This window comes from Providencia sp. PROV182 (genome assembly GCF_028480325.1).
In the GTDB taxonomy this organism is placed as follows: domain Bacteria; phylum Pseudomonadota; class Gammaproteobacteria; order Enterobacterales; family Enterobacteriaceae; genus Providencia; species Providencia hangzhouensis.
Genome location: NZ_JAMPOL010000010.1, coordinates 80809 through 103649, shown reverse-complemented (window position 1 = coordinate 103649; position 22841 = coordinate 80809). Strand labels below are relative to the sequence as shown.

Genomic DNA, 22841 nt, shown 5'->3' with positions numbered 1-22841 from the left:
TGTTATGACATTATTTTCTCAGTCCAATTACATATCCCCAATGGTTTCCGTTGATGAACTAAAAAAAGCAATCACTTATAAACTTGTTTTTTCAATAGGGAAAGACCCACTGATCGCTAACGACCACGATTGGTTAAATGCTACTCTATTTGTAATTCGAGATAGAATGGTTGAACGGTGGCTACGTTCAAATCGCGCACAATATTCACAAGATGTTCGTCAAGTTTATTATTTATCTATGGAGTTTCTTCTTGGACAAACACTCTCAAATGCAATGATGTCACTAGATATATACGATGAAGTCAAACAAGCATTAGATGAAATAGGATTGGACCTCGAAACTTTAATCGAACAAGAGATGGATCCTGGACTAGGCAATGGTGGCTTAGGTCGACTCGCCGCTTGTTTTTTTGACTCGATAGCAACCTTACACTTGCCAGGGTGTGGGTATGGTATTCGCTATGACTATGGCATGTTTAAACAAAGTTTGATTGATGGAAAACAAGCAGAATCCCCTGATAATTGGTTAGAATTCGGCTATCCATGGGAGTTTTCTCGGTATCATATTCGTTACCCTATCCGATTCGGAGGGAGAATTCAGCAAGAAGGTAATATGCCTCATTGGGTCGGTACTGAAGAAATCTTAGCCTGTGCATATGATCAAATTGTGCCTGGCTTTAAAACAGATACAACAAGTACAATTCGATTATGGAGTGCCCAAGCCAGTAATCAAATTAATTTAGATAAATTCAATCAAGGTGATTATTTTGCAGCTGTAGAAGATAAAAACATTTCAGAAAACGTCTCACGAGTATTATACCCTGATGACTCCTCGTATTCAGGTCGCGAATTACGTCTACGGCAGGAATACTTTTTAGTTTCCGCATCCTTACAAAATATTCTTAATAATCACTGGGTTATACATAACACTTATAACAATTTATCCGATAAAGTTGCCATTCATCTGAACGATACTCACCCCGTTTTAGCCATCCCCGAATTACTCCGATTATTAATTGATGAACATCATTTCGATTGGGAAACTGCATGGGAACAAACCACATTAATTTTTTCTTATACAAATCATACGTTGATGAGAGAAGCGCTAGAAACATGGCCTGTAGATATGATAGGAAAAATTTTACCTCGTCATTTACAACTTATTTTTCAAATAAATGATCAGTTTTTGAGGCAAGTAAAAGAGCAATTTTCTGCTGATACTGAATTTCTTCGCCAAGTTTCCATTATAGATGAAACAAATGAACGTTTAGTAAGAATGGCTTGGTTGGCTGTTATCGCATGTCGTAAAGTGAATGGGGTCTCCATACTACACAGTGACTTAATGGTTAAATCTCTATTTTCTAATTTCTCGAAAATCTTTCCTCATAAATTTTGTAATAAAACTAACGGTATTACACCACGACGCTGGTTAAGCTTGGCAAATAAACCGTTATCTCAAATATTGGACTCTTATATTGGCCCTCATTGGCGTATCGATCTCAATTTAATTTCTAAGATCAAACCGTATCTTAATGATTCAATATTGATCCATAAACTACAGAATGCGAAATTTATCAATAAACAACGGTTAGCGCATCATATAAAACAAACATTAAATATCGATGTTAATCCTCATGCTTTATTTGATGTACAAGTTAAACGAATTCATGAATATAAACGTCAATTACTCAATGTATTACATGTTATCACTCGTTACAACCGTATTTTGGAAAACCCAAATATGAATTGGGTTCCTCGAGTTGTCATTTTTGCAGGCAAGGCAGCCTCGTCTTATGCCGTTGCTAAGCAAATCATTCACCTGATAAATGACATTGCAAAGACAATTAATCATGATGAGCGGATAAATGATGCATTAAAAGTCATTTTTATTCCAAACTACGGTGTGAGTTTAGCTCAAAAAATTATACCAGCAGCAGATTTATCTCAGCAAATTTCTCTTGCAGGAACAGAAGCTTCAGGCACAAGTAATATGAAATTAGCCTTGAATGGAGCCCTCACTATCGGCACCATGGATGGTGCCACCGTTGAAATCTGCGAGCATATTGGTGAAGAAAATATGTTTATTTTTGGACATACTGCCGAAGAGGTTAAACAATTACACCAAAATAAATATAAACCCCGGGATATTTATGAGCAGGATGAAGAGCTAAAAAGAACTCTCCTCCAAATTAAGATGGGAGTATTTAATAATGAAGAACCAACACGTTACGATAACTTATTTGATACCTTGATTAATTTTGGAGATAGTTACCAATTACTTGCCGACTATCGTAGTTATATTGAGGCACAAGAGCAGGTTGATAAACTCTATCAATTACCTGATAAGTGGACCCAAAAAACCTTGTTGACCATTGGTGGTATGGGCTATTTTTCTTCTGATCGCACAATAAGTGATTATGCAGAAAATATCTGGGATATAAAACCATTATCTTTATAATTAGACTTCATTAAGCTCTAGTGTTAAAAACAAGTTAACTAAACAAAATTCTTTAAGTTAAGAGAAAAGTGAAAGATTCATCTAAAATAAAATTAATCCTAAAAAAACCAATCAAAAAGTTATAATATAATCCATTGATATTATAATAAAAATAATTAACAAAGTTTGGATTTGTCTGCTTTTATAACCATATCCAACATTCCTAATGATAACGATTAATCAGCTCTCTAATATAATTAAATAGCTTTGTAGAATGTAACAACTAGCAAAACAAACTTTAGGCTCAAATAAAAAGTTGAATTGAACATCATCAATATAAAATCAATTATTTAATCGGCTAATCCAGATTCCGCCAAATTATGGCTCAGTAATAAGACAACAGATTTAAAAATAGGAAGTTAGCAAAATCAGTTGGACTAGAAAGTACTCGTGGAATGCACGCGCATTTGAGAGTTACTAAAAGCCCACTTCGGTGGGTTTTTTTATTGCCTATCGAATATTACAGTCATTTATAATTTAAATCCACCCCATTTGACGTAGCAGTACATAGCCTAATAGTTCATAATCAACTGATATTTATTGTTATTATTAATAATTTATTGTTTTTAGTATGCTAAAAACATATTTTCTAATCCATTGATAACATAAAAAATTAATTTTGATAACCACTATTTATTCAAATATAAAACATTATTATATACTATTTAATGATTAAAACCTAACTCCAACGCCTAGACTCCATTAAATCAATTGCTATACCATATATGACAATCATGTATTTTTCTTGCTCACTTTCTCTCTGCTCTTTTAAAATTGCAGATATACGCTCTCCTGTGATGTTATGTTTTGATTCATTTAGCAACATAACAGCCCTACCAACTACTTGGCATATCCGCATATAAATTACATCTTTGTCTGTATCCATAATCACCTCTGCCTATTCACTCGACAGTAGCACTTTATTGATATAATGCCCAGATAAGATTTGTATAGTTTTCAATCTAACCAACATTTCTATGCAAAAACTCAATGGACTCATTCAATAATTTTTTATATTCATCATCTCCTGATGCTACCATCCTTTCGGTTAACTCGTTCACTAGTGTCGACTTAAATACCATCATATTTCCAAACAACAACTTGACGGTTGCATATCCGATTTCAATCATTATTTCACTTGTTCTGCTATCAGCCATAACTCACCCCTCTTTATTGTATGAAGCTTAGACAATTATTATTTAATTTCGTTTGTTTTAAATGCATTATCACTATGAAGTTAGCCTTTGATAACAAATACCACCTAAAGAATAATAAAAATTCCTTATAGAACATAATTTATAAAAAATTATATATTTCCACACCGAAAAAATTATTCTTGCTACAGCATTATATTTATAAAAGAAATTTAATTTTTACGCTGTTAACTAAAATAGTGCTAAATAAAATATAACCAGTTAAATATTTTTCAAGATAAAAGTAGCCACCTTATGACAATTTTTATTCTTTGGGTTTAAGTCTATCAGCATTAGCAATGTACAGGGCAATAATAAGTATTAGTATTGAAACAGAGTAAATAATAAAAATCTGAGGTTCATTATGTTCAACTATAATAAGCCGAATTACTGCTGTAATTGCAATATAAATAAAATATTGTAATGGAAAATGGTAATTTGACTGAAAGTACTTGATAATCAAAGCAACAAATTCAAAATATAGAAAATATATAATAAGCTCATCGACCAGCAAATAAATCGAAATGGAATCACTAGCGGAAAATAGTAGCTTCGATAAAATAATAGTTTCTTTTATTAAAAAAGAAATTAATATAATAGCAAGTAAAATCAGCGCAGCACTGCTAATCCACTGCAACACTCTACATATTAATTTTGATTGACTTAGTCCTGACATGGTAACTCCTCAGGAGTTTAACCTTTCTCATTAAGAATATAGCATCATTAAATATTTAAATGGACCACCATCGAGGCCTCGAACCTCGACGTTTAGTTTTGTCAGGACTAAATACTCTTCCAATTGAGTTAATGGTGGAATAAATTTATTTAGCTAAATTTATAATATATGCAATAATTAGAATGAATATGATAATCAGTACAAGAACAACAAGCATGTTTTGTGAAAAATTCAAAATACGTTGATAAAGATTTGACCATTTCATAAATAATACCTTAGAAATCTCACTTACCTTTCAGATAATATTTTGTAAATGCAAGAGTTATGGTAATGAGATACTTTAAATTGCTAACACTCAGAGAATTGTAATTTTTCAATTAATTACTATAAGAACTGAATTAAGAATACTACTCGCTTTAAAACATGACATAGAGCATACACTGGTTAATAGGATCTTTATTCACAACAACATAATACTTTAGAAAAGCTATTACATTTGATTAGTGTTAGTTTTTAGGGAAAATGTATCCACCACCGAGCTGGCTCCATGATGAACTATCGAACAAATAAATTACACCAAGAACGACGATAATTAGTACAGCCACAATGAGAATTTTTTTATAGATACTTAGAACTCGACTATAAAATGTTTGCTTATTCATTCGTGTTTCCTTAGGAAAGTGATTCCCTTGGATACCACATCTATTTTTTAGATAAAAGCTTGCAGAGGCAAGATTTGCTGTTCATAGCAATGGGGTATAATTATCAAACAAGCATACCACGTCAGCTTAAATAAATACGATTAATGCGATAAAACCTCATTAAAAAGAGATTTAAATATGAATCAAATTATTTATCAGCTAACTTGAGCTTTCATGACACTTTTACAAAAGATACATTTTGCACCATGTGGATTATTGATCGAAACATCAAACTGTGAAGTTCTATACTGGGATCCACTACAGCAAGGACATTTAAAATACAAATAGATTTTTATAGTGCCACCACGTTTCCAGCTGCAGGGCCTTTCATTCCATTCTCGATGGTGAATGAGACTTGTTGGCCTTCAATTAACGATTTAAAGTCATCGCTCTGAATAGCAGAAAAATGGACAAATACATCTTTACTACCATCTGCTGGAGTAATAAAACCGAAGCCTTTATCATCGTTAAACCATTTTACTGAACCAGTTAATATATTAGACATAGAAATTCCTTTAATTATTTAATATTTGCCATAAAGCATAATAGCGTTTGTTTTCAATTTTTACTTATGGGAATTAATTAGAAGGAATTCGCGATGAAGTGATATCAGGGATAACGCTAAATGGTGAACAACTTGAAACTGACTAACATAAATAGGTTTGTACGTCCAAAACAGTAAGGGCATTAAGCCACACCCCCCCGATTATAGCAAGTTTTATTTTTCACTCCACTTATAAGATAAATTATTATTTAACGAATTCCTTTTCAATACAAATCTTAAAAAAGAAATTACTTTGAAAATGACGACTTTTTCTCTGAGTTAGCACCTGTCTTACTGGAATAAATGTAAAAAATCTACAGTTTTTTTAATTTTATTGCTTATAATTTAGTGTTTCATTCTATTTTTTATACAATCAGAGCATATCTTAACAATCTTATAGCGTGATTTTTTAGCAGCTTCAATCGCTTGCATAGCATTAAAAAAGTTACCAAGGTAAAATCTATTTGCAGCCATAGGCATATTCTTGCATCCAACCTTATGTATTTTATAACCACCCAGTGGTTCAACTATAGTCTGAATATAATAATTCATTTATCTCTCCTTTATTTTTCAAAGGTGCTATACCAATATTTTTCCACCATAAATTAGTCCTCGAATATCAGCGTTGTTAAAACTCATTACTCATTTAGTTTTAGCTAACTGTCAAATAATTTTACATCCAGTATACAAGTGCAAAAGTAGCCAGAAGTAATACCGTTATAATTAACACATTTTCTGTAAATGATAAAAAACGATGATATAATGCAGATAAATTCATAGGTAATTCCTTAGGAAACGATTCCTTTAGATACCACATCTATTTTTTAGATAAAAGCTTACGAATGCAAGGTTTGCTTTTTATAGCAATGGGGTATAATTATTTAAATCACTATAACACATTAGCCATACTTTTACTTGGTTAATAACCTCTGAATGTCATTATCCATCGCAGAGTAATTTAATTGAAATAACTATCTAATTGATTTAGCTAATTATATAACTTTAATCAATAGATTAAATTTCGTAAGTTAACTGCTTTACTCTTACTAATTTTTTATTCACCGTAACTAATCTATAATATAGCTAAAAAAACCAATGTTAGTTACACTAATTATGAGTAATTAAAGGGTAGATGTAAACCTAGATATTTCAAATTATTAATGATTGGTCATATCAACTTAAAGGCTGCTGAGAGGGCTATTCAATATCTGGCTACTAAAAAGCCACCAAATGGAGGCTCATTGTACACTTAATCGACTATCAATTTAAAATACTTAGAAATAATTTGCATACTTTAAAACACCTATTATGTTTAAAATGATATTCAATTGTATGAAGTAACATCTCTTAGCCTACTCCTGTGTAAGCTTTTTTTCATTAAAAATGACCCAGTAAATGCAAGAGTACTCGTTCTTTATTACTCTTTATTACAATATCTCATCATTTTCATATGTATCATTCGTCATTGTTAACTTAAGTATGTTATTAAGAATTATTTATCCTTTAGCCTACTCACAAAGTAGGCTTTTTTTTAATCTTTATCGAGTCAATTCCTCTTGTTTTTTCTTTGTTTCACATGACTTTATTCATAAATAAAAGCTACCAACGATTAGCTTATGGCTATGAATATTTACAAATATAAGATAGCTATTGTTTGAATAAACACGTATTGTCATTGGCCTCATGCAGTACACCCAGTGTCATTGGGAATAACAATAAGATTTATGCTAACTCATTGTTTACTATCCCGTGACAAGGATATAGTGAAATTACTGCATTATTTGCTCATCCATGATGGGCTATTTTTTTATCTTTAGTCCTCCAGTTGCAGAGCGCCATGTTCTTCCGAGCCTAAATAAGCAATCAAACCTTCATAATAGATTTCAGTACCAGCAAAAATGATCGCCACTCCAATACTATAAGATGATTACCCTCCTTCTTGTTCAAACCCATGAAAAGAGTTAATTTATTCTAGTGTTAATACAATTCTGTATTTGATCCTATATTTCCAGACACTTTTTATCAATTACCTTAAATGAAAAAACCACCAGTGATCAGCTGATAACTATAAACCTTTACAAATATAAGCTGGCTATTATTTGATCAGTAATGTACTGTTGACTAACTCATGTAGTACACCTACTCATTAGGCATAATAATAAGACATACTGTAGCCCATAATTCAGACCCTCATTAGACACGTGGGTCTATTTTTTCTCTCCACTCCAACATCTTAAATCGCCTCTAATTATAACAACAGAGGACAAAACTAACTTGTAATTATAAATAATTATAAACACATGCTAACCATAGAGATCTATGATGCAACGAATTCTACTATTGTTTTTAATATCAATACCCCAATTATCATGGGCTTCATATGTCAACTCATGCAATCTGGATATTAATATTCTAGAAAATACTTCCGCACAAACGTCTTGTCTTGATATGGATGAAAATATTTGTAGCCACAAGGAAATATCTATTCTAGTTAGTGGGAAAATAATTAATACAAGGCCCTCTGGCCGCGCGGATAAGGGATGTCATCAATATATAGACAAAAAATATCGACAATCTTTATCAGTGGGAGATCCAAAGCTAAGCCTTAAACGAGGCGACATCGTAATACTGCATGAAACATTTGAGGAGGACAGTCGAAATCCAATGAGCCGCTATACGCTATTTATTCGTATTAAGAAGTAGTTAAATGGAAATTTAACCTAATTTTGTATGAAAAAGACAGTCTTTAGCTTCAAGTAACTTGCGAAGCCCTACTGACTTTTCAGTATCATCAGGTAACTGTGCACCCATCTGCTTAGATAGATCGCCAATCGGCTTACTAACTTCTTGTAAGTGAGCGAGTAAATGTTGGTATTCAAAATATTTCATAATTGGGTTAGACATTTAGTACTCCTATTGATATTAAAAAGCACCCTAATTGGAGGCTCGTTGTTGTTCTATTTCCCATATTGCTTTCTTGTCTAAAACATCCACTTGCAGCAGAGATAAATCAGACCTTCAATGACTCCCCATCCGCGCACCGCACATACAATACCGAGGATAAGGAAAGCTGACACATATGAATCATTAAACATGATGCTTTCCTTCTTTTAGTTATTGCTTCTAGTCGCTTCAATCTCTCGAATACCTTTTAATTGCTCATTAGCTTTATCTAAAGCTGATAACAAAGAGTTATCCATAGTACCGCTTGGCAATAAGTTAATGTGCTGGCAGTAGTGGTACTGGTTCGGTTAGTGTTTTGGAGATCGGCGCACATTGACCTAGGAATAATGCTCCTGCCGCTGTAGTAATTACTCCGAGAGCATAGGAAAAAGGGCTTGAGTTTTTTTCATGCATACGCATATCCCCACCCTGCGGAGTGTTCCGGTTTATTGAATTAATAAGTAGCCATCCGCAAGATCATTGCAGTAATTAAACTATATGTGGATGATTTACTGTGACTATTTACAAAGAAAGGCCACACTAGGTAACCTTTGTAATTGATTGCTAATTAAACTAACTTGCCACTCAGAGCTATCTGATAGATGATTTTATATTGTTATTTATTGTTCCAATATATAAATACAGTCATCGAACAAAACTCCGCCAATAGCGTAATTATCTTTAATGATTTCTGTAAGGGTAAATCCATTTTTTCCCAGAACTCGAGCTGATGCATTGTTTCCGCCAGTAACCACAGCTTGATACCGTGAAATGGCGGATAATTCAGGTAATGCCAATAAGGCTGCTAATGAGTCCGTTGCTAAAGACATACCTGAAAACTCACTCGCTATCATATAACCAACCTCAGCCACTGGCTTGCCACTTTCTCGAACCATCTTTAAGCCAATTAGCCCCATTGGAATCCCGTCAACTTCTCTTCTGATCACTAAACATAACCAATGAGAAGACTCCAAGTCCCACTCTGGTAGACGGCCTTCAAAGGCATCTTTAATTTGCTCATCACTTAGTGGGTCAGAAATAAACCTCATTATTCCAGCGTCGCTATATAACTTCCTAAAAAAATCCCAATCTGCTTTCGTTATTTTTGTTAGGCTAAACATCATTTATTCTCCAGCAATATTTTTATGATATTAGTCTCTTTCTCCCTATTAAATCATTAATATCATAAACATCAGCAGCAAAAATCAACAAACCAAGAATAAATATTTTCCCTACAGAGTGTTCAGATGCTTAGTTAACAGAAATCCACTGTAATTGCCCCTATATTTCCAGACACTTTTTATCACTTATTTCATTATGAGTTCGACGCCGCAGGTACTCTCGCGGAAAACGATAACCCAGTTCACGGTGAGGATGCCATTCATTGTAATGCTCGAAGGCTGCCGCAAGATTCTTTACTGCCGTTAATCCATTAGGTTTTGGCATTAAACTTATGTAGTCTCGCTTCATGATTTTTACAAAGCTTTCAGCAATACCGTTACTTTGTGGACTACGTACCGTCGTATGTCTAGGGGATAAACCAACTTGTTTAGCGAACCAGCGCGTTTCATGGGCTCGATATGCTGAACCATTATCGGTCAACCACTCTACTGATTTTGTCGGTAACCCATTACCGAAGCGATACTCCACTGCACCCATCATGACATCTTGCACGGTTTCACTGTCAAAGCCTCCCGTGCTAGCTGCCCAATGAAGGGCTTCTCGATCACAACAGTCTAAAGCGAACGTGAAGCGCAGTTCTTGTAATAATTTATGGAATATTTTGTTGTTAGAAATGGTGTTGTAGAGGCACATACTGAGAGTGTATTTATTTAGGTTCCCATTGCATGTAACCACTTCAGACTGAGTGGTTATTTCATTCCCTAATGCCACTAACTTGTGTATAATTTAATCACCAACGTAAACAAGGAATGAATTGTATGTCTAGCACAATCAATGAATTATCTTTAAATGAGTTGGTTTCTCAGATTGATGAGATTAAGGCTGAAAATAGTGCCATAGAAATACTGTTAACTATGGTTATTCACCAGCTAAGCAATGAGCAAAAGTCGCGAGTTAAGTTAAGAGCTTATGAGTACAATAACCTCATCGCTAAAAATGGAGATTCAGAAGCGGAAAAGGGCTCTGCTATACGCCATGAGACTCTTAGTAAAATTCTTGATGCCGTAATTTAATCCTCCAATCTATTAATGACTTCTACATAAATGTAAGCATATCTTATTTAGATATGCTTTTGACTTACAATTAATCTATAAACTTTATATCTATCCTTTTGCCGGATATTCACAAATCTTGCGCCCCTTTCGTTCATTACATCAGGCTATTACTGGTATAAAGTGGCTTTAGTATTTTCCACAATGAAAAGGAAGCATTCAACTTTATGAATTTGATAACTCTTGTGTAATTTCGCTGTCGCATGAATGTAATAGTTAATATGCCTTCCCATTTATATACAAAGGGGTACAGCTAATATGAACCGCCATCGAGGCATCTAACCCCGACTCTTAGTTTTGCTAAGACTAATTGGTCTTCCTGTTGAGCTAATGGCGGTATAAAGTTATTTAGCTAGATTGGTCAGATAGGAAACAAAAAGAATGAATAGCACAACCATTACAACAGCAATAATCATATTCTGTGAGAATATCACAACGCGCCTATAGAAGGTTGACCATTTCATGAGGAGCTCCTTGGGAGTTACTCCCTTGGATACCACATTTCTTGTTTAGATAAAAACTCGCAAGTGCAAGATTTGCTTTTTATTGCAATGAGGTATGATAACTTAGACACTATAACACATCAACTATAAATTAGCGCGATTAATAATCAGAAAGCAAAAAAACCGCCATTGCTGACGGCTCTATACCGCAATCCAGATTTACCTAGTATGGGACGCCATGATTAAGTAAATCGGAGTGGTATTTATTTTTTTCAAGGCCGCCGTACAGCATTAATTTAATTTATATCCATACCCTGCACATTGCTCAATAATACTGTTGTACTTGTATTCATTATCACCAACGAGGACAACTCGACGTAAGTCAATCTGACCTATAGGCGCAGGCATTGAAAGAATAAAAGGGATTGTCTCTTTATTTGATTCAGCGAATGACCCGCAGTATGCATCATATGGATTAGCAATCATTTTGCCGAGTTTAAACTTTGCAGATGCTGGTAATTTAAGGTGGTTTTTTATTAGGCTAACTACCTTTGCTTCTTCCTCCTTATTCAGATCTCTCTCCGCTGCTAAAGTGCTGCTTGATACAGCCATAATTGAGATGGTTAGTACTACTGAGAATAATCTACTCATTTAATTATCCCTCATTAAATATGAACATCCGATATCTATTTAATTTAGGTCGATAATATTATTAAAGATGAAATGATGAGGCAATAAAGAACCCCGCATTCCGATATTTCATTCTATGATTTTGGTTGCAACGCATTCACTCTTATCACAATAGCATCAAATTTGCGTAGTTCACTAATACCTTTTTACTATCTATCACTTTTACTTTATTAACTACCTCGTTATCCATTTCTAGAGTCACATCCAGCATAGCTAAACAACCATCAACAAATCCCTCAGCGACTTTGATCATTTGACGAATTCGTCCTTCACTCAGTTTCTATTTTTTGCAATACTACATTTAGATACTCCGTAAAGGTAATGCAACACTATCAAGCCTAATTCTTCTTCTTTTCAAACGTAGGTGGATTTGTTGTAGGAGCCAAAGCAGGTGCAATCATCGGTTCATTCATCCTCCCTAGTGTTGGCATAATTATCGGTGGTGGAATTGGAGGTACCACAGGTAAAGTATTCGGTAAACAAATTAATAATCTTGCGGGCCAAGGGTTTATAAAACCGAAAGATAATACTCGAAAACAAATAAATGTAACCTTAAGACTTACTTATGGCTACATAAAGAAAAAATCACTATTGGGATTATTTATGAACTTTAAAAGCATAGCATAAACCACGGTATCGTTTGTAACAGTTAGTATCAATTGTCAAAGTGCCATCACTTCAAATCAATATTCTAATTCAAAGAACTACGACATTACCTTTCCATCACAGTGAAACTTAAAGTATGAAGGCGTTGATTTCGATCTTGGCATTTATAGTTGTAAAGATTTAGCACAACTACAGTCAAATGCTCAACGTAAGCAGTTTGGAAAAACAAGTTGAAAATTTTGGCCTAGCAAACCGGTTAGCTTCCGTGAGAACTGTTTCAATGACAGGCGCAGAAATCGTTAACAATCCAGATAAAGCTTATGAAATGATAGTGAAACTCAGCGATACCTGTGCACAAAAAGATGGGGCATCCTGTGTCATTTTGGGGGGAGCTGCACTCGCAGGTTTCCCCGCAATCCTTCATGAGCGAGTAAGTGTTCCACTGATTGATAATCTCGCAGTAACCATTTCAACGGCACTCACTCTAGCAAAGTACGTTCCCCAGCCAAATCGTAACCAGCAAACGCCATCACCTAAAATGGGCAGCCAAAATTTATCACCAGAACTTTCTGATTTTTTTTAAAAAAAACAACAGATTAGTTAAAATTACACCAATGAATCTATCGAAGGTACTATTAATATCTATATGAATACGTCTCAATTAATGAAGATAGATATTAAAACTTATGTTAACCGAAAAATATTATGGCCCGCATTAGGCATGTGGGCCTTTTTTAGTTTAATTTCTAATTGACTAATTATAATTTACCTTCAGTAAAACCCACATTTCACAATAATTATCAATAAGTTAAAGTTTCTGGTTAATTTAAATTATGGCCAATAATATTCAATACCGTAAGAACTAAGGATGTTATTCTAGGTTTTAAACAACATTATTCATATCCTGAACAACATCCATTATGTTTTATACAAGAGCCAATAATGAATAAACCTTAAAGGTTATTAGAAAATTAATAGTATTACAGCCACTATGAATATTTCCAATATGAAAAATTATACCTTATTTAAAGCTAACCGAAAAAAATATAGTTTTTTACGTGAATTTAAGTAATCATAGACTCAAGAAATAAACTAATTCATTTTTAGGCACCTTATTAGGCACTTTTGAAAAGTTGAATTGAACATTAGCACTATAAAATCATTTAGTTAAGCGACGAATTCAGACTCCGCCAGCCCACCAAATTTGGTGGGTCAGTGATAGGACAACAGGTTTAAAAACAGGAAGTTAGCAAAATTAGTTGGACTAGGTACTGGCAACATTAAGACTAGAAAGTGCACGTGAAATGCACGCGCATTTGAAAGTTACTAAAAGCTCACTTCGGTGGGCTTTTTTATTGTTCATAGAAAAACAACCTATTAAGGTTATTTCTTTGTAGCTCAAATTTAGAAATGGTAGAATTAATTGGAGCTTTCTTACTTTTACAATAAAACATTAGCCGTTTAACAGTAAAAACGTGTTTTTATAGCGGCTTTATCGACTACTCAGACAACTGTTTTATCACTTGGTAATACAGTGATGGGTCTTTAAAATTCTTAGCCGTAGCTTTAGTTCCGTACTCGCTCAAATGTCCACCATCATAAGTATATGGTAGATTTTCAGATGTCAGCTCATCACCTAATTCAGAGCCATATAGCATTTTTCTAATTGGATAGGTCTGATAATATAAACCTATCCAATCTTATTTTTAACTCAAACGATACCAACCCATAAGCATAATATACGCATTCGTCACTGTTAGAGCCGTGCCAGAGCCTAAATTCTCAGTTTCTCCCGAGAAAGTATGCGTGTGCACTCCATTATTCGATGTTTCGCCTACCCAAGATTTAGATGCATCAAATTTCCATCCAGAGTTAGCATCTTGGTTATATGCATTACTATAACTCCAGCTACCACCTGCCCCTCCCCACGAAAATGCACCAGATGCACCTTTTGTTCGACTATCATGAATACTATTGAGTGCGCCTGTTATATTCATTGTTCCACGGTTGTGGGTGTGACCGCCATTTGAACTTGTCGTACCAGAGTATTTTAATGACACTGCTGGGAGGTGACCTTTACCAATGGTCACTGAATCCGAACCACCGGTTGTTAACACATTCGCACCACTTGCAGCAGCTAAACGAATGGTTTTATTTTCACCGATGTACTGCCATTTCGTACCAGGGAATAAGGTATTGGGGTTCTTATTTTGTGCAAACCACACAACAATACCAATAGGGTAAATGGTATTAAGATTGACCGCATTTTGTAATGCATCGGTGACAGCCTTCTGGCTCATCACGTTCGTTGTTGATCCACCCGTTGATTGGGCAACACTGCTCGTATTGAGCTTTGCATTCAACCCGTTATTAAGTGCTGTGTTTGTTGCATAATCCCCCGACGGTTGATAACTCCCCTTAGCTTGGTACCGTGTATCCCCTTCCACTTTGGTGTAGCTCTCGCCTTTGAGTGCGTAATTCCCTGCTGGGGCATAATTGCCCTTAGGTTGATAGTTGGTATCAGACTCCGCTTTTGAATAACTATAACCTGCAGCTTGATAGCTGCCTTTAGGTTGATACTTACCATCGGTTTCAGCCTTGGTATAACTATCTCCTTTTAAGGCATAGTCCCCTGAGGGCTGATAACTGCCTTTCGGCTGATATCGCCCATCGCCCTCTACTTTAGTGTAGCTTTCACCTTTAAGTGCGTAATTGCCTGCGGGGGCATAGTTGCCTTTGGGTTGATACTTGGTGTCAGATTCGGCTTTAGAATAGCTATAACCTGCCGCTTGGTAATTGCCTAACGGCTGGAAGCGCTTGTCAGATTCTGTTTTGGTATAAACATTGATATCACCCGCACTTAAATCCGCTTTAAGTTCTTGCCATGCTGTGCCAGCTACTGGCTCAACATTGTTATTTTCAATCTTCGACTGCCACGTTTTGTTTTTATGATAAACAATTGCGCGGATCGGGTATGGTTTACCTTCTGTCGCCCATTTAGGAAAACCAAAGCTTTGCAACTCGCCTATCGCTTCTGTGATATCGTGAAACATGCCGTTCATCTTTTCACGTTCGATATCTTTGGCCGCAGGATCAATTTGTTGGTCACGCTCATAATCGTAGCTATAGCCTTGCGTGTAAGAAACCGCGCCATCAGCTTGCACATCATCGGGAATAGGGGTTCTATCCCCTTGTGTTGCAAAGGGGATTTTAAAGATTTTTGTCATGAGTTTTAGGCTCCGAAATTACTGCTAAGGAAGTTTTTGCGATGTTGGCCGTGACCAAAGGCTTTCTTTGTCACGATACGATATTTAACCCCTACCCCTGATGGGCGAGGCATAAGGTCGAAGTTTTCAAGAAGTACCCGTAATCGTTCGTCCGGGTTGAAATTAAACACGTAATACAGATAGGTCATATCAAGCGGGTCAAGTACAAACACTTTACTGTCTGCTTGCCAAAAGAAGCGTTTAAGAAATTCGTTAATATTGGTGACCGTTGGGCTTTGCGTAAGGTTGAAATAGCGCATACGCACGATGAGACGTTTTTGGTCGACCGTCAGCGATAGGGTGTAATCGGCATTACGCCGAAAGTTGCCTTTGAAATTGGTATTCTTTTTACCAAAACCAAAGCCGATTTTTGTTTTATCGCTAGGCGGGACATCAATCCCCAACGGCACATCGAGTATGCGCGCCCAAATATTTAGCCCAAACTCGTTCGCAGTATCGATATTAAATACATCACGGTACCAATCACGCCAAAACTGGATAGTGGATTGTTCAAAATAGTCTGCTTTGTATTTAGCTAACGCCTTGAGGTTTGCCGCATCTTCATATTGCCAAAGGATCGCCTTTAATAAATCAGAATGAAAATCAAACGATTGGATTTTACTCATACCAACACCACCTGTACCGCACTGCGTTTGAGCCTTGCCACCTCATTCATTTTGATTTCATAATTATTTGAAGACCAGGCTTTGCCATCCGTTGAAAGTTCAACTCGTGTAATAAACAACCGAGGCTCGACGGCATTGATACCGGCTGATATTTCAAAAGGTGATACATCGCGCCCCACCACTAAACCGCCCTCACCATCGATATCCCCATTCGCCCATGACTCAACCGCTGCAGGAATAATAGTTTGTGCATCGACGGTGGCTTTTTTCACCGTTACTCGGCAGAACAACACAATTTCTTTCGCCCTATCGAATTTAACGGGATAAATTTGACCGCTGATAGTTTCCAATACCTCAACCTCTTCACGACCGTTAAAGGCGGCGCCAAGGGTTTTAGTACGTAGTAACGAACGTGCTATAGCCTCTTTATCACCCCCTTCAACACACACATAAATGCTATGGGGAACTAACGTGATCCCATCAAAAATCATCGGTTGGTCCGTGTAGTTTTCTCGATACGACAACGAACGTACCCCTTCCAATTCATACAATGCAGAGGTAATCGCCTCCCCCACACTCACCGTGTTTTTGGCTAACGTCTGTTTGCGTCGTCGCCTTGATTGTAAGTCTGATTCAGCATCTCGACCCAACACCGCATTGCTGGGGTTATGTACGGTTTCCCAGCCTAATACCGAACTGGCCACTTTATTAAGTTGACCCACGCCACACTCAACCGCCCCTGTTTCAATGGCGCGCATATCCCCAGTTACTGAGCCATCTTTACCGATAATTAAGGTTTTGGTGGTTTCGAATAAGTCGCCATTCAGCGTGGCAGCTTGTGACCCCTTAGGGATGATAGTCTCGGCAATACCCGTGAATTTCACCTGTGATAAAAAGGAGTGTGTGGCATCAAAACGCTGCCCGCCCATTAAGGCCCATATTGCATCAAGGAAAATGCCACCAGCTAAATCGGGGTTAATTTGATTGGCCAACTCTGCATTATTGCGCACAACGGCGTCCCGATTTTCGACCTCCATGGTGATCAATGCGCCTTGTGGGGTTTCGGGGTTAACATCTAAATCCTGACCAAACACACTTCTATATTCGCTTTCGACATCATCACGTAATGTGCTGGTATCCGGCACAATTACACCCTGTGACGTAAGATATTGATAATCAGCCATTAAGCGTTATCTCCCCATAGATGGTTTGGATCAACGCGGTATAGTTCAGCGAGTTATCCGCGATAAATGCCGAAAATGACACTATTGATATCACATCATCCAGCTCACGCAGCCGGTCACGAAACGCCGCTTCAAATAACGGAATGTCCGCCTGTCGCCCAAACGTGGTTTTCCAGTAGGGAATACCCATATCGAGCTTATGCAGCATTTCACCGCGGAGTGCTTTGGCATAATGTTCACAACGGTTTTTAGATGCCCGTTCACCACTCACAATCGACAAGTTTCCGTCATTGCCGAGATGGATGTCGTTATTGCTGTTAACATTAAATGTTTTCATACGGGGACTCCTGAATTGCTATTACCACTTTGAATACCGCTGTGTTTATGTGTTGAGCCGATATCTTTACCGTTGTGTTTCATCGTGCCCCCGTTTGAATCGCTGTTACCATTCACGGCCTGATTACCATTGATGGTGACATTGCCGTTAAAGGTAGTTTCAGGCACATTGACCTCAAGAATCGGTGAATCTAAAACCGCTTTTCCTGCATGTAATGACAAACACACAGAGCCATCCATGGACTGAATCACCAAGGCATCCGTATTTTTGCCATCAATTAACCAGCCTTTAAGTGTATCGGGAAAGAACATCGCATCGCTGAAGGTATGTAAACGAGCCGTATTCGGTTCATCTTCCAAACCGCCACGCTGAAAGATTAAGCTGATATCGCGGTCATTGGCTTTTAGCCAACCAAAGTCTCCTGGTTTAATTGGCATACGAATAAAAAAGCCACCGCCGCCAAAACGAAAAACGGGAATATTCGGCACTGCCGCTCGCCTGATTTTTTGCCCTTGTGTTGATACCATCATGACGAGCGGCTTAATCACCGCGCGGTTAGTTTTATCGTCATAGCTCACCACAGTTGCTGGGAGCATGTCGTCAATATTCATCAATAGGCTACGAAACGCAGCCATAAACTGCCCTGCCAAGCTGCCTTCGCTAGCAATATCATTATTGGGTTGGTTCATGGTTTACACTCGTTTGCAGGTCGCTTGGTAAAAGAAAGGGTCGTCGTGTGAGGCAATATCGAACTTAAGTTGCTCAATAATATAATCGCCATTTAAGGCAGGATTAAACTGACTTTCAAGGCGTAACATGCCGCCCAATGACGACTCACTATCAATTAAATAAGTGACATCGACGCCCTTCTCAGTGGCTTTCGGTATCCCTACCATGCCCGATTTTTGGTTAAGAATTCGCAAACGGCCACTTAACGCTTTGTCCTGGTCTTTCACATACAACATGTCATCGTCGATAAACGCTTTCACATTGCCCGCATCTTGCAGGCGTTCCACTTGCTTGAGTGCTGGCCCACAAAAATACCAATTAGCGATATTTTTATCGGTGGCTTGAAAGTCCAATTTAACCCCGCAATCCTGTGCTATGTTCTTAGCCAGCTCGCTCATTTTACTTATGGCACTACCCGATGAAGAAACAATATCTCGGGCGTTTGTATTGTTGGTTTTTGCTTTTAAGGTCAGCGTTACATCGGGCGGTGAGGCGATTTCTGCGCTAACAATATCCCCCACATAAATGCGAAAAATACCGGTGCTAACACGGCCGGCTTCAACAATTAAACGGTGCGGTTTCTTCGCTTGGGTATAAGGGCTGGTTTCGGTCAGCAACATATTGCGTGTTGTCGCATTGAGGCCATCGATATTCACCGTGCATTCATTTTGCAGGGGATTGGCATATTTAGTGCCGTTAGCACGAATTCGCAGCCCCTCATACCATTGCAGCCGACCATTAACTTCAATCCCTAATCGTATGCGGCGTAAATCAATCATCATCCCCCCACCAAACAAGACTGTGTGATTGGCCAAACTGCGCCCACCACGGATATTCATCATTTTCAGTGATAAAGGCAAAATTACCGTTACCCGATAAATATCGGTAGGGGATCAGCGGTTGATTGGGCATCACACGAATGCCTTGCAATAGAACCACATCATTGCGCTTGATATCACAACACATTGTTGTTCGCGCCACTTTAATCGTCAGCTCCCACTCGTCACCGCCAAGGCTCACGCGCAAACGTTGATTAGGTACGGTATTTAAAGGGATCTCTTGCATGGGTCACCACCCTAACGTAAATTCACCGTCAGCAATTTTGGTTGCTGCCGATTTTTTCTTTTTGTCCGGTACCGTGGACGTTTGCACTTTCCCGCGATTCACCGTGCTCGATTGCTCTTTTTTTGCCACCTTACGGGGCGGCAGGTCGCCATATTCAGGCTCAACCGTTCGCCACTCCGTAAAGCGCAGCGAGAGTTTAATCGCATCGGCCATCTCTGGAATTTCATCGTGATAGAGATTCACTAACAGCATCGGCTGGTAGGTTTTCACCCGAGTTTGAATACCCACTAACTGGTGTTTATCATAGGCTTGTTGCAGGGTTTCAAAGGCACTTTTCATTTCGCCGGCTAAAATTAAATCCATACCAATTTCAACGGGCTGAACTACCACATGGTCACTGCGTGTTTCCCCCGACTCAACGGTAAATTGTGTTGCTTTGTGTTCGTCACGGACGTTAATTTGAATCGGATTGGCCGTTTCAAATAACGTCGAAAAGTTATCGACATTGAAGATTTTCACCTCGGTGATCATTTGCTTACCCCCGAACTGGTTTGATGGGCTAAATCTTGTAGCTGGGATTGCAACGCATCTTTCGTGCCATTCGCCATTCCTTGCGCGTCCGTCGCTTGGGTTTCCACTTTGATTTCACCAATCGACAAGTTAGTTTCATTGGTGGTACTGGATTGATTACTGATAGCTTGGCTGGTCATCGGGTTAATTGGATTAGCCGACATACCGTTAATTTGTTGGCTCAGCCCTTTCACTAACAACGCAGTATCTTCTCCAGATAACTTGGGCTGTTCGGGGATTTGGTGCTCTATCGTGCCGTCAGTCGTGATTTTGCGTTCAACCGTTTGAGTCACTTGTGCATCCTCAAAACCAAACCACCCTTTGACCGTGCTCCAGCCATTTTTAATCGCTTCTAAGCCGTCATTAATCCAACTTAAATACTGTTTGATTTGCGCCCATAACCACTTAAAAATCCCTACAACGGCATCAGAAGCCACCGTAAAGACCCCTTCAAATTGCTTGCCCCAACCCGCTAAATCGCGAATAAAGTCCGTGAGCCATGCCCATAACTGCTTGCCACCATCAACAATAAAGTTAAAAGCAGCCACCGCCACATCGGCGACAACTTGAGATAAAGCCATGACAAAATAAAAGAAGGCTTTAAACGCTTCCCACAACGCAATAATGACCGCCTTAAGTTCGGGGTATTCATCCAAAATACGCCCTATCATCGAATCGTTGCCGTCGATAAAATTCATGATATCGTCATAAACTAAGGCAAACGCCGCAGCCAGTAAGGCAATAACCGCGATAATCGCCAAGATGGGCCATGTTGCTGCCAAGGTCGCTGCCGCTGCCGATAACAGAGCAGGCACATAAAACACCGCAATAGCCGAACCTATCGCAATAAAGAACCCCACAATGAGCGATTTGTTTTCTTTGCAAAAGCTCACAAAGCGGTTAATCCACTCTAACCCTTTAGTTAAAATCGGGATCACCATTTCTAATAAGCTGTTTTTCAGTAAACCTGATGATTGCTTAAAGCCTTGCATGGCTTTGTTGAATTTGATGGATTGTTCAATGCTCTCTTTGTTGATGCCTGAGTACTCTTTTTGAATACCCATCATGCGCTCGAGTTCTTTGCGACCTTTCATCATCAGCTCGACGGTTTTATCATCTGTTACGCCCAGTCCCGCAAGCGTTGCCTTGGCTTTATCAAACTTCATACCCTGCACTTTATCTGCAGTCTGAAGTACTTTTTCCATGGAGTTTTTAGCCAAGCCAAACGATTTAGCCATCGCCGATAAATCTGCTTGGGCCGCATCACGCGTGCCGCCCAGTTCAGCCATTGAACCCGCGAATGCGTCTACATCGGCTGTGGCTACATTGATTTTTTTACCTAACTTATCGAGGGCTTCAATTTCAGTCGAACGTGAAATCGATTCTCCCACCAAGGCGGTAGCCCCCATCAGTAAACCAACCGTCCCTAATGCCTTTTTGGCAAACGACATAACCGTATTACCAGCTTGCTGATATTTGGTTTCGGTATTCTCAAGGGCTTTTTGCACGGATTGCTGTGCTTTAATTTCACTGGTCGCCGCTTCAATTCCTTTCACTTTCATCGTGTCCACAAGGCGAATTAGCTCGCTGTAATTACCTTGCAGTGCTTGAATAATGGCGTTGGACAGTTGCTTCGCGGTGATACCTTGGTGTTCGGCTAACGCGAGGTCGGTGACACCTTGATTAAGTTGAATAACATTTTGCTGTAGTGCCCAGTAGTTTGCATCGAGCTCGCCCAAAACAACCTGAGTGGATTGCATGCCTGCGTCAGATATTGACCGCTGCGCCTCAAGGTTAGCCATCGAATCTGTTACTGTCTCTAATTGTGTTTTAACCGAGCCAGTTTGGGCAATAACCTCATCTGCATTAGTAACGAAATCAATCGAATGTTCAATCGATAAGCCTTGCACCGATTGGCGTAAGTCTGCCATCACACGTTCAATTTCTGCGGCGCCATCGGCAGTAGTGGTCGGGATTTTTTGCAGCTCGTTAACATACTCACTGACTGAGCCTTTTACCTGTTCTAATGCGTTTTTTTGGTCACCCACCGATAACGAGCCGAGATCATTTTTCAGTTGGCTGATTTCAGCTTGCAGTGATTGCCCCCACTCCCCTAGCGTATCCCCCGCAAAGACCCAAGCTGTGTCTGTATTTTGCCGTTGCTCATCCAATGCGCTTAATGATGAGCTCACCGCATCTAACCTATCCACGATGTGGCTTGTCTCAGCACTAACCTCGCTGGCATTGATTGTAAACTGAATGGCATGTTCGGTCGACAGCCCCTGCAGTGATTGCCAAAGCTCTGTCATTACACTCCTGATGGTCAGTGAACTTTGCTGCGCCGCTTGTTGGGTTTGTTTCATGCCATCAATAATGTCATCGGTCGAACGTTGCACCTTTTTAAATGCCCCATCCGCTTGCCTTGTATCAAACTCAAAGACCTGCACAAAGGTATCCATTAATGACATTAGCGATCCTTTGAAGCCGCAAGGGCTTCGTTATAACGGTTAGTAATGGCAATTTCCCATAGGTCCATT

23 protein-coding genes and 4 pseudogenes are annotated in these 22841 nt (G+C 38.4%); 4 read left to right on the top strand and 23 right to left on the bottom strand.

The window, feature by feature from the left end; all coding sequences use genetic code 11:
- The first annotated feature begins 4 nt into the window (after nt 1-4).
- Nucleotides 5-2458, top strand: coding sequence for a glycogen/starch/alpha-glucan family phosphorylase (gene glgP / locus PR834_RS08490; protein WP_272536586.1), 2454 nt, complete (start codon nt 5-7; stop codon nt 2456-2458).
- Nucleotides 2459-3176: 718 nt separating this feature from the next.
- Here the strand turns inward: glgP and PR834_RS08485 are convergent.
- The 11 genes and pseudogenes from PR834_RS08485 to PR834_RS08435 all read right to left on the bottom strand — a co-directional run.
- Nucleotides 3177-3383, bottom strand: coding sequence for a hypothetical protein (locus PR834_RS08485; RefSeq protein ID WP_180312533.1), 207 nt, complete (start codon nt 3381-3383; stop codon nt 3177-3179).
- Nucleotides 3384-3459: 76 nt separating this feature from the next.
- On the bottom strand, nt 3460-3654 hold the full coding sequence (locus PR834_RS08480; protein WP_117162315.1) for a hypothetical protein: 195 nt from the start codon (nt 3652-3654) through the stop codon (nt 3460-3462).
- A 301-nt stretch (nt 3655-3955) separates the two neighbouring features.
- The gene (psiE, locus tag PR834_RS08475; RefSeq protein ID WP_272536585.1) at nt 3956-4366 is read right to left on the bottom strand and encodes a phosphate-starvation-inducible protein PsiE; all 411 of its coding nucleotides are present in this window, start codon (nt 4364-4366) and stop codon (nt 3956-3958) included.
- Between the two features lie 506 nt (nt 4367-4872).
- Nucleotides 4873-5028, bottom strand: a complete 156-nt coding sequence (locus PR834_RS08470; protein WP_272536584.1) for a hypothetical protein — start codon at nt 5026-5028, stop codon at nt 4873-4875.
- Between the two features lie 212 nt (nt 5029-5240).
- A pseudogene (gene ymcF, locus PR834_RS08465) lies at nt 5241-5363 on the bottom strand (cold shock small protein YmcF); the annotation flags it as partial.
- A complete protein-coding gene (cspE, locus tag PR834_RS08460) occupies nt 5360-5572 on the bottom strand; it encodes a transcription antiterminator/RNA stability regulator CspE (protein WP_123381878.1) in 213 nt (70 codons plus the stop codon). The gene cspE and the pseudogene ymcF, both read right to left, overlap by 4 nt.
- A 384-nt stretch (nt 5573-5956) precedes the next feature.
- Entirely contained in the window at nt 5957-6163 is a 207-nt protein-coding gene (locus PR834_RS08455) for a hypothetical protein (RefSeq protein ID WP_180312530.1), read from the bottom strand.
- Nucleotides 6164-8326: 2163 nt separating this feature from the next.
- Nucleotides 8327-8515 (bottom strand): hypothetical protein, encoded by a 189-nt coding sequence (locus PR834_RS08450; RefSeq protein ID WP_180312529.1) that lies wholly within the window; start codon nt 8513-8515, stop codon nt 8327-8329.
- A gap of 315 nt (nt 8516-8830) precedes the next feature.
- Nucleotides 8831-8974 carry a hypothetical protein gene (locus PR834_RS08445; RefSeq protein ID WP_180312528.1) on the bottom strand — a complete coding sequence of 48 codons (144 nt, stop codon included), beginning with the start codon at nt 8972-8974 and terminating at the stop codon, nt 8831-8833.
- Between the two features lie 200 nt (nt 8975-9174).
- Nucleotides 9175-9675 (bottom strand): GNAT family N-acetyltransferase, encoded by a 501-nt coding sequence (locus PR834_RS08440; protein WP_272536609.1) that lies wholly within the window; start codon nt 9673-9675, stop codon nt 9175-9177.
- A gap of 160 nt (nt 9676-9835) precedes the next feature.
- Nucleotides 9836-10318: pseudogene (locus tag PR834_RS08435) on the bottom strand (integrase core domain-containing protein); the annotation flags it as partial.
- Nucleotides 10319-10494: 176 nt separating this feature from the next.
- Between PR834_RS08435 and PR834_RS08430 the strand changes: the two are divergent.
- Entirely contained in the window at nt 10495-10749 is a 255-nt protein-coding gene (locus tag PR834_RS08430) for a hypothetical protein (protein WP_272536583.1), read from the top strand.
- A gap of 773 nt (nt 10750-11522) precedes the next feature.
- Here the strand turns inward: PR834_RS08430 and PR834_RS08425 are convergent.
- Both PR834_RS08425 and PR834_RS08420 read right to left on the bottom strand, forming a co-directional pair.
- Nucleotides 11523-11882: a hypothetical protein gene (locus PR834_RS08425; RefSeq protein WP_272536582.1), complete on the bottom strand. Its 360-nt coding sequence runs from the start codon at nt 11880-11882 to the stop codon at nt 11523-11525.
- A gap of 145 nt (nt 11883-12027) precedes the next feature.
- Nucleotides 12028-12174 carry a hypothetical protein gene (locus tag PR834_RS08420; RefSeq protein WP_272536581.1) on the bottom strand — a complete coding sequence of 49 codons (147 nt, stop codon included), beginning with the start codon at nt 12172-12174 and terminating at the stop codon, nt 12028-12030.
- A gap of 125 nt (nt 12175-12299) precedes the next feature.
- On the opposite strand from PR834_RS08420, the pseudogene PR834_RS20435 reads away from it, so the two are divergent.
- Together PR834_RS20435 and PR834_RS08415 are read left to right on the top strand one after the other, a co-directional pair.
- Nucleotides 12300-12548, top strand: a pseudogene (locus PR834_RS20435) (glycine zipper domain-containing protein); the annotation flags it as partial.
- 196 nt (nt 12549-12744) lie between these two features.
- Nucleotides 12745-13110, top strand: a complete 366-nt coding sequence (locus PR834_RS08415; RefSeq protein ID WP_272536580.1) for an aspartate/glutamate racemase family protein — start codon at nt 12745-12747, stop codon at nt 13108-13110.
- 1123 nt (nt 13111-14233) lie between these two features.
- Here PR834_RS08415 and PR834_RS20430 read toward each other — a convergent pair.
- The 10 genes and pseudogenes from PR834_RS20430 to PR834_RS08370 all read right to left on the bottom strand — a co-directional run bounded on the left by PR834_RS20430 (nt 14234) and on the right by PR834_RS08370 (nt 22772).
- Nucleotides 14234-14827 (bottom strand): phage baseplate protein, encoded by a 594-nt coding sequence (locus PR834_RS20430; protein ID WP_405029965.1) that lies wholly within the window; start codon nt 14825-14827, stop codon nt 14234-14236.
- 546 nt (nt 14828-15373) lie between these two features.
- Nucleotides 15374-15754, bottom strand: a pseudogene (locus PR834_RS20425) (phage baseplate protein); the annotation flags it as partial.
- Nucleotides 15755-15759: 5 nt separating this feature from the next.
- Nucleotides 15760-16419, bottom strand: coding sequence for a DUF2612 domain-containing protein (locus PR834_RS08405; RefSeq protein ID WP_110592053.1), 660 nt, complete (start codon nt 16417-16419; stop codon nt 15760-15762).
- Nucleotides 16416-17603, bottom strand: a complete 1188-nt coding sequence (locus PR834_RS08400; protein WP_110592054.1) for a baseplate J/gp47 family protein — start codon at nt 17601-17603, stop codon at nt 16416-16418. The genes PR834_RS08405 and PR834_RS08400 overlap by 4 nt, the downstream gene beginning before the upstream one ends.
- Nucleotides 17596-17940 (bottom strand): hypothetical protein, encoded by a 345-nt coding sequence (locus PR834_RS08395; protein ID WP_110592055.1) that lies wholly within the window; start codon nt 17938-17940, stop codon nt 17596-17598. Before PR834_RS08395 ends, PR834_RS08400 begins: the two co-directional genes overlap by 8 nt.
- Nucleotides 17937-18629: a Gp138 family membrane-puncturing spike protein gene (locus PR834_RS08390; protein ID WP_110592056.1), complete on the bottom strand. Its 693-nt coding sequence runs from the start codon at nt 18627-18629 to the stop codon at nt 17937-17939. Before PR834_RS08390 ends, PR834_RS08395 begins: the two co-directional genes overlap by 4 nt.
- A 3-nt stretch (nt 18630-18632) precedes the next feature.
- Nucleotides 18633-19448 (bottom strand): baseplate hub protein, encoded by an 816-nt coding sequence (locus PR834_RS08385; RefSeq protein ID WP_110592057.1) that lies wholly within the window; start codon nt 19446-19448, stop codon nt 18633-18635.
- Complete coding sequence (locus tag PR834_RS08380) at nt 19441-19734, bottom strand: phage baseplate plug family protein (protein WP_096863415.1); 294 nt, start codon at nt 19732-19734, stop codon at nt 19441-19443. The genes PR834_RS08385 and PR834_RS08380 overlap by 8 nt, the downstream gene beginning before the upstream one ends.
- A gap of 3 nt (nt 19735-19737) precedes the next feature.
- Nucleotides 19738-20265 carry a phage baseplate protein gene (locus tag PR834_RS08375; RefSeq protein WP_110592058.1) on the bottom strand — a complete coding sequence of 176 codons (528 nt, stop codon included), beginning with the start codon at nt 20263-20265 and terminating at the stop codon, nt 19738-19740.
- Entirely contained in the window at nt 20262-22772 is a 2511-nt protein-coding gene (locus tag PR834_RS08370) for a hypothetical protein (RefSeq protein WP_405029961.1), read from the bottom strand. Before PR834_RS08370 ends, PR834_RS08375 begins: the two co-directional genes overlap by 4 nt.
- Nucleotides 22773-22841 lie beyond the last annotated feature (69 nt).

Coding starts and splice junctions, on each gene's coding strand:
- glgP (WP_272536586.1), top strand. CDS start 5: ATGACATTATTTTCTCAGTCCAATTACATATCCCCAATGGTTTCCGTT.
- PR834_RS08485 (WP_180312533.1), bottom strand. CDS start 3,383: ATGGATACAGACAAAGATGTAATTTATATGCGGATATGCCAAGTAGTT.
- PR834_RS08480 (WP_117162315.1), bottom strand. CDS start 3,654: ATGGCTGATAGCAGAACAAGTGAAATAATGATTGAAATCGGATATGCA.
- psiE (WP_272536585.1), bottom strand. CDS start 4,366: ATGTCAGGACTAAGTCAATCAAAATTAATATGTAGAGTGTTGCAGTGG.
- PR834_RS08470 (WP_272536584.1), bottom strand. CDS start 5,028: ATGAATAAGCAAACATTTTATAGTCGAGTTCTAAGTATCTATAAAAAA.
- cspE (WP_123381878.1), bottom strand. CDS start 5,572: ATGTCTAATATATTAACTGGTTCAGTAAAATGGTTTAACGATGATAAA.
- PR834_RS08455 (WP_180312530.1), bottom strand. CDS start 6,163: ATGAATTATTATATTCAGACTATAGTTGAACCACTGGGTGGTTATAAA.
- PR834_RS08450 (WP_180312529.1), bottom strand. CDS start 8,515: ATGTCTAACCCAATTATGAAATATTTTGAATACCAACATTTACTCGCT.
- PR834_RS08445 (WP_180312528.1), bottom strand. CDS start 8,974: ATGCGTATGCATGAAAAAAACTCAAGCCCTTTTTCCTATGCTCTCGGA.
- PR834_RS08440 (WP_272536609.1), bottom strand. CDS start 9,675: ATGTTTAGCCTAACAAAAATAACGAAAGCAGATTGGGATTTTTTTAGG.
- PR834_RS08430 (WP_272536583.1), top strand. CDS start 10,495: ATGTCTAGCACAATCAATGAATTATCTTTAAATGAGTTGGTTTCTCAG.
- PR834_RS08425 (WP_272536582.1), bottom strand. CDS start 11,882: ATGAGTAGATTATTCTCAGTAGTACTAACCATCTCAATTATGGCTGTA.
- PR834_RS08420 (WP_272536581.1), bottom strand. CDS start 12,174: ATGATCAAAGTCGCTGAGGGATTTGTTGATGGTTGTTTAGCTATGCTG.
- PR834_RS20430 (WP_405029965.1), bottom strand. CDS start 14,827: ATGAGCCAGAAGGCTGTCACCGATGCATTACAAAATGCGGTCAATCTT.
- PR834_RS08405 (WP_110592053.1), bottom strand. CDS start 16,419: ATGAGTAAAATCCAATCGTTTGATTTTCATTCTGATTTATTAAAGGCG.
- PR834_RS08400 (WP_110592054.1), bottom strand. CDS start 17,603: ATGGCTGATTATCAATATCTTACGTCACAGGGTGTAATTGTGCCGGAT.
- PR834_RS08395 (WP_110592055.1), bottom strand. CDS start 17,940: ATGAAAACATTTAATGTTAACAGCAATAACGACATCCATCTCGGCAAT.
- PR834_RS08390 (WP_110592056.1), bottom strand. CDS start 18,629: ATGAACCAACCCAATAATGATATTGCTAGCGAAGGCAGCTTGGCAGGG.
- PR834_RS08385 (WP_110592057.1), bottom strand. CDS start 19,448: ATGATTGATTTACGCCGCATACGATTAGGGATTGAAGTTAATGGTCGG.
- PR834_RS08380 (WP_096863415.1), bottom strand. CDS start 19,734: ATGCAAGAGATCCCTTTAAATACCGTACCTAATCAACGTTTGCGCGTG.
- PR834_RS08375 (WP_110592058.1), bottom strand. CDS start 20,265: ATGATCACCGAGGTGAAAATCTTCAATGTCGATAACTTTTCGACGTTA.
- PR834_RS08370 (WP_405029961.1), bottom strand. CDS start 22,772: ATGTCATTAATGGATACCTTTGTGCAGGTCTTTGAGTTTGATACAAGG.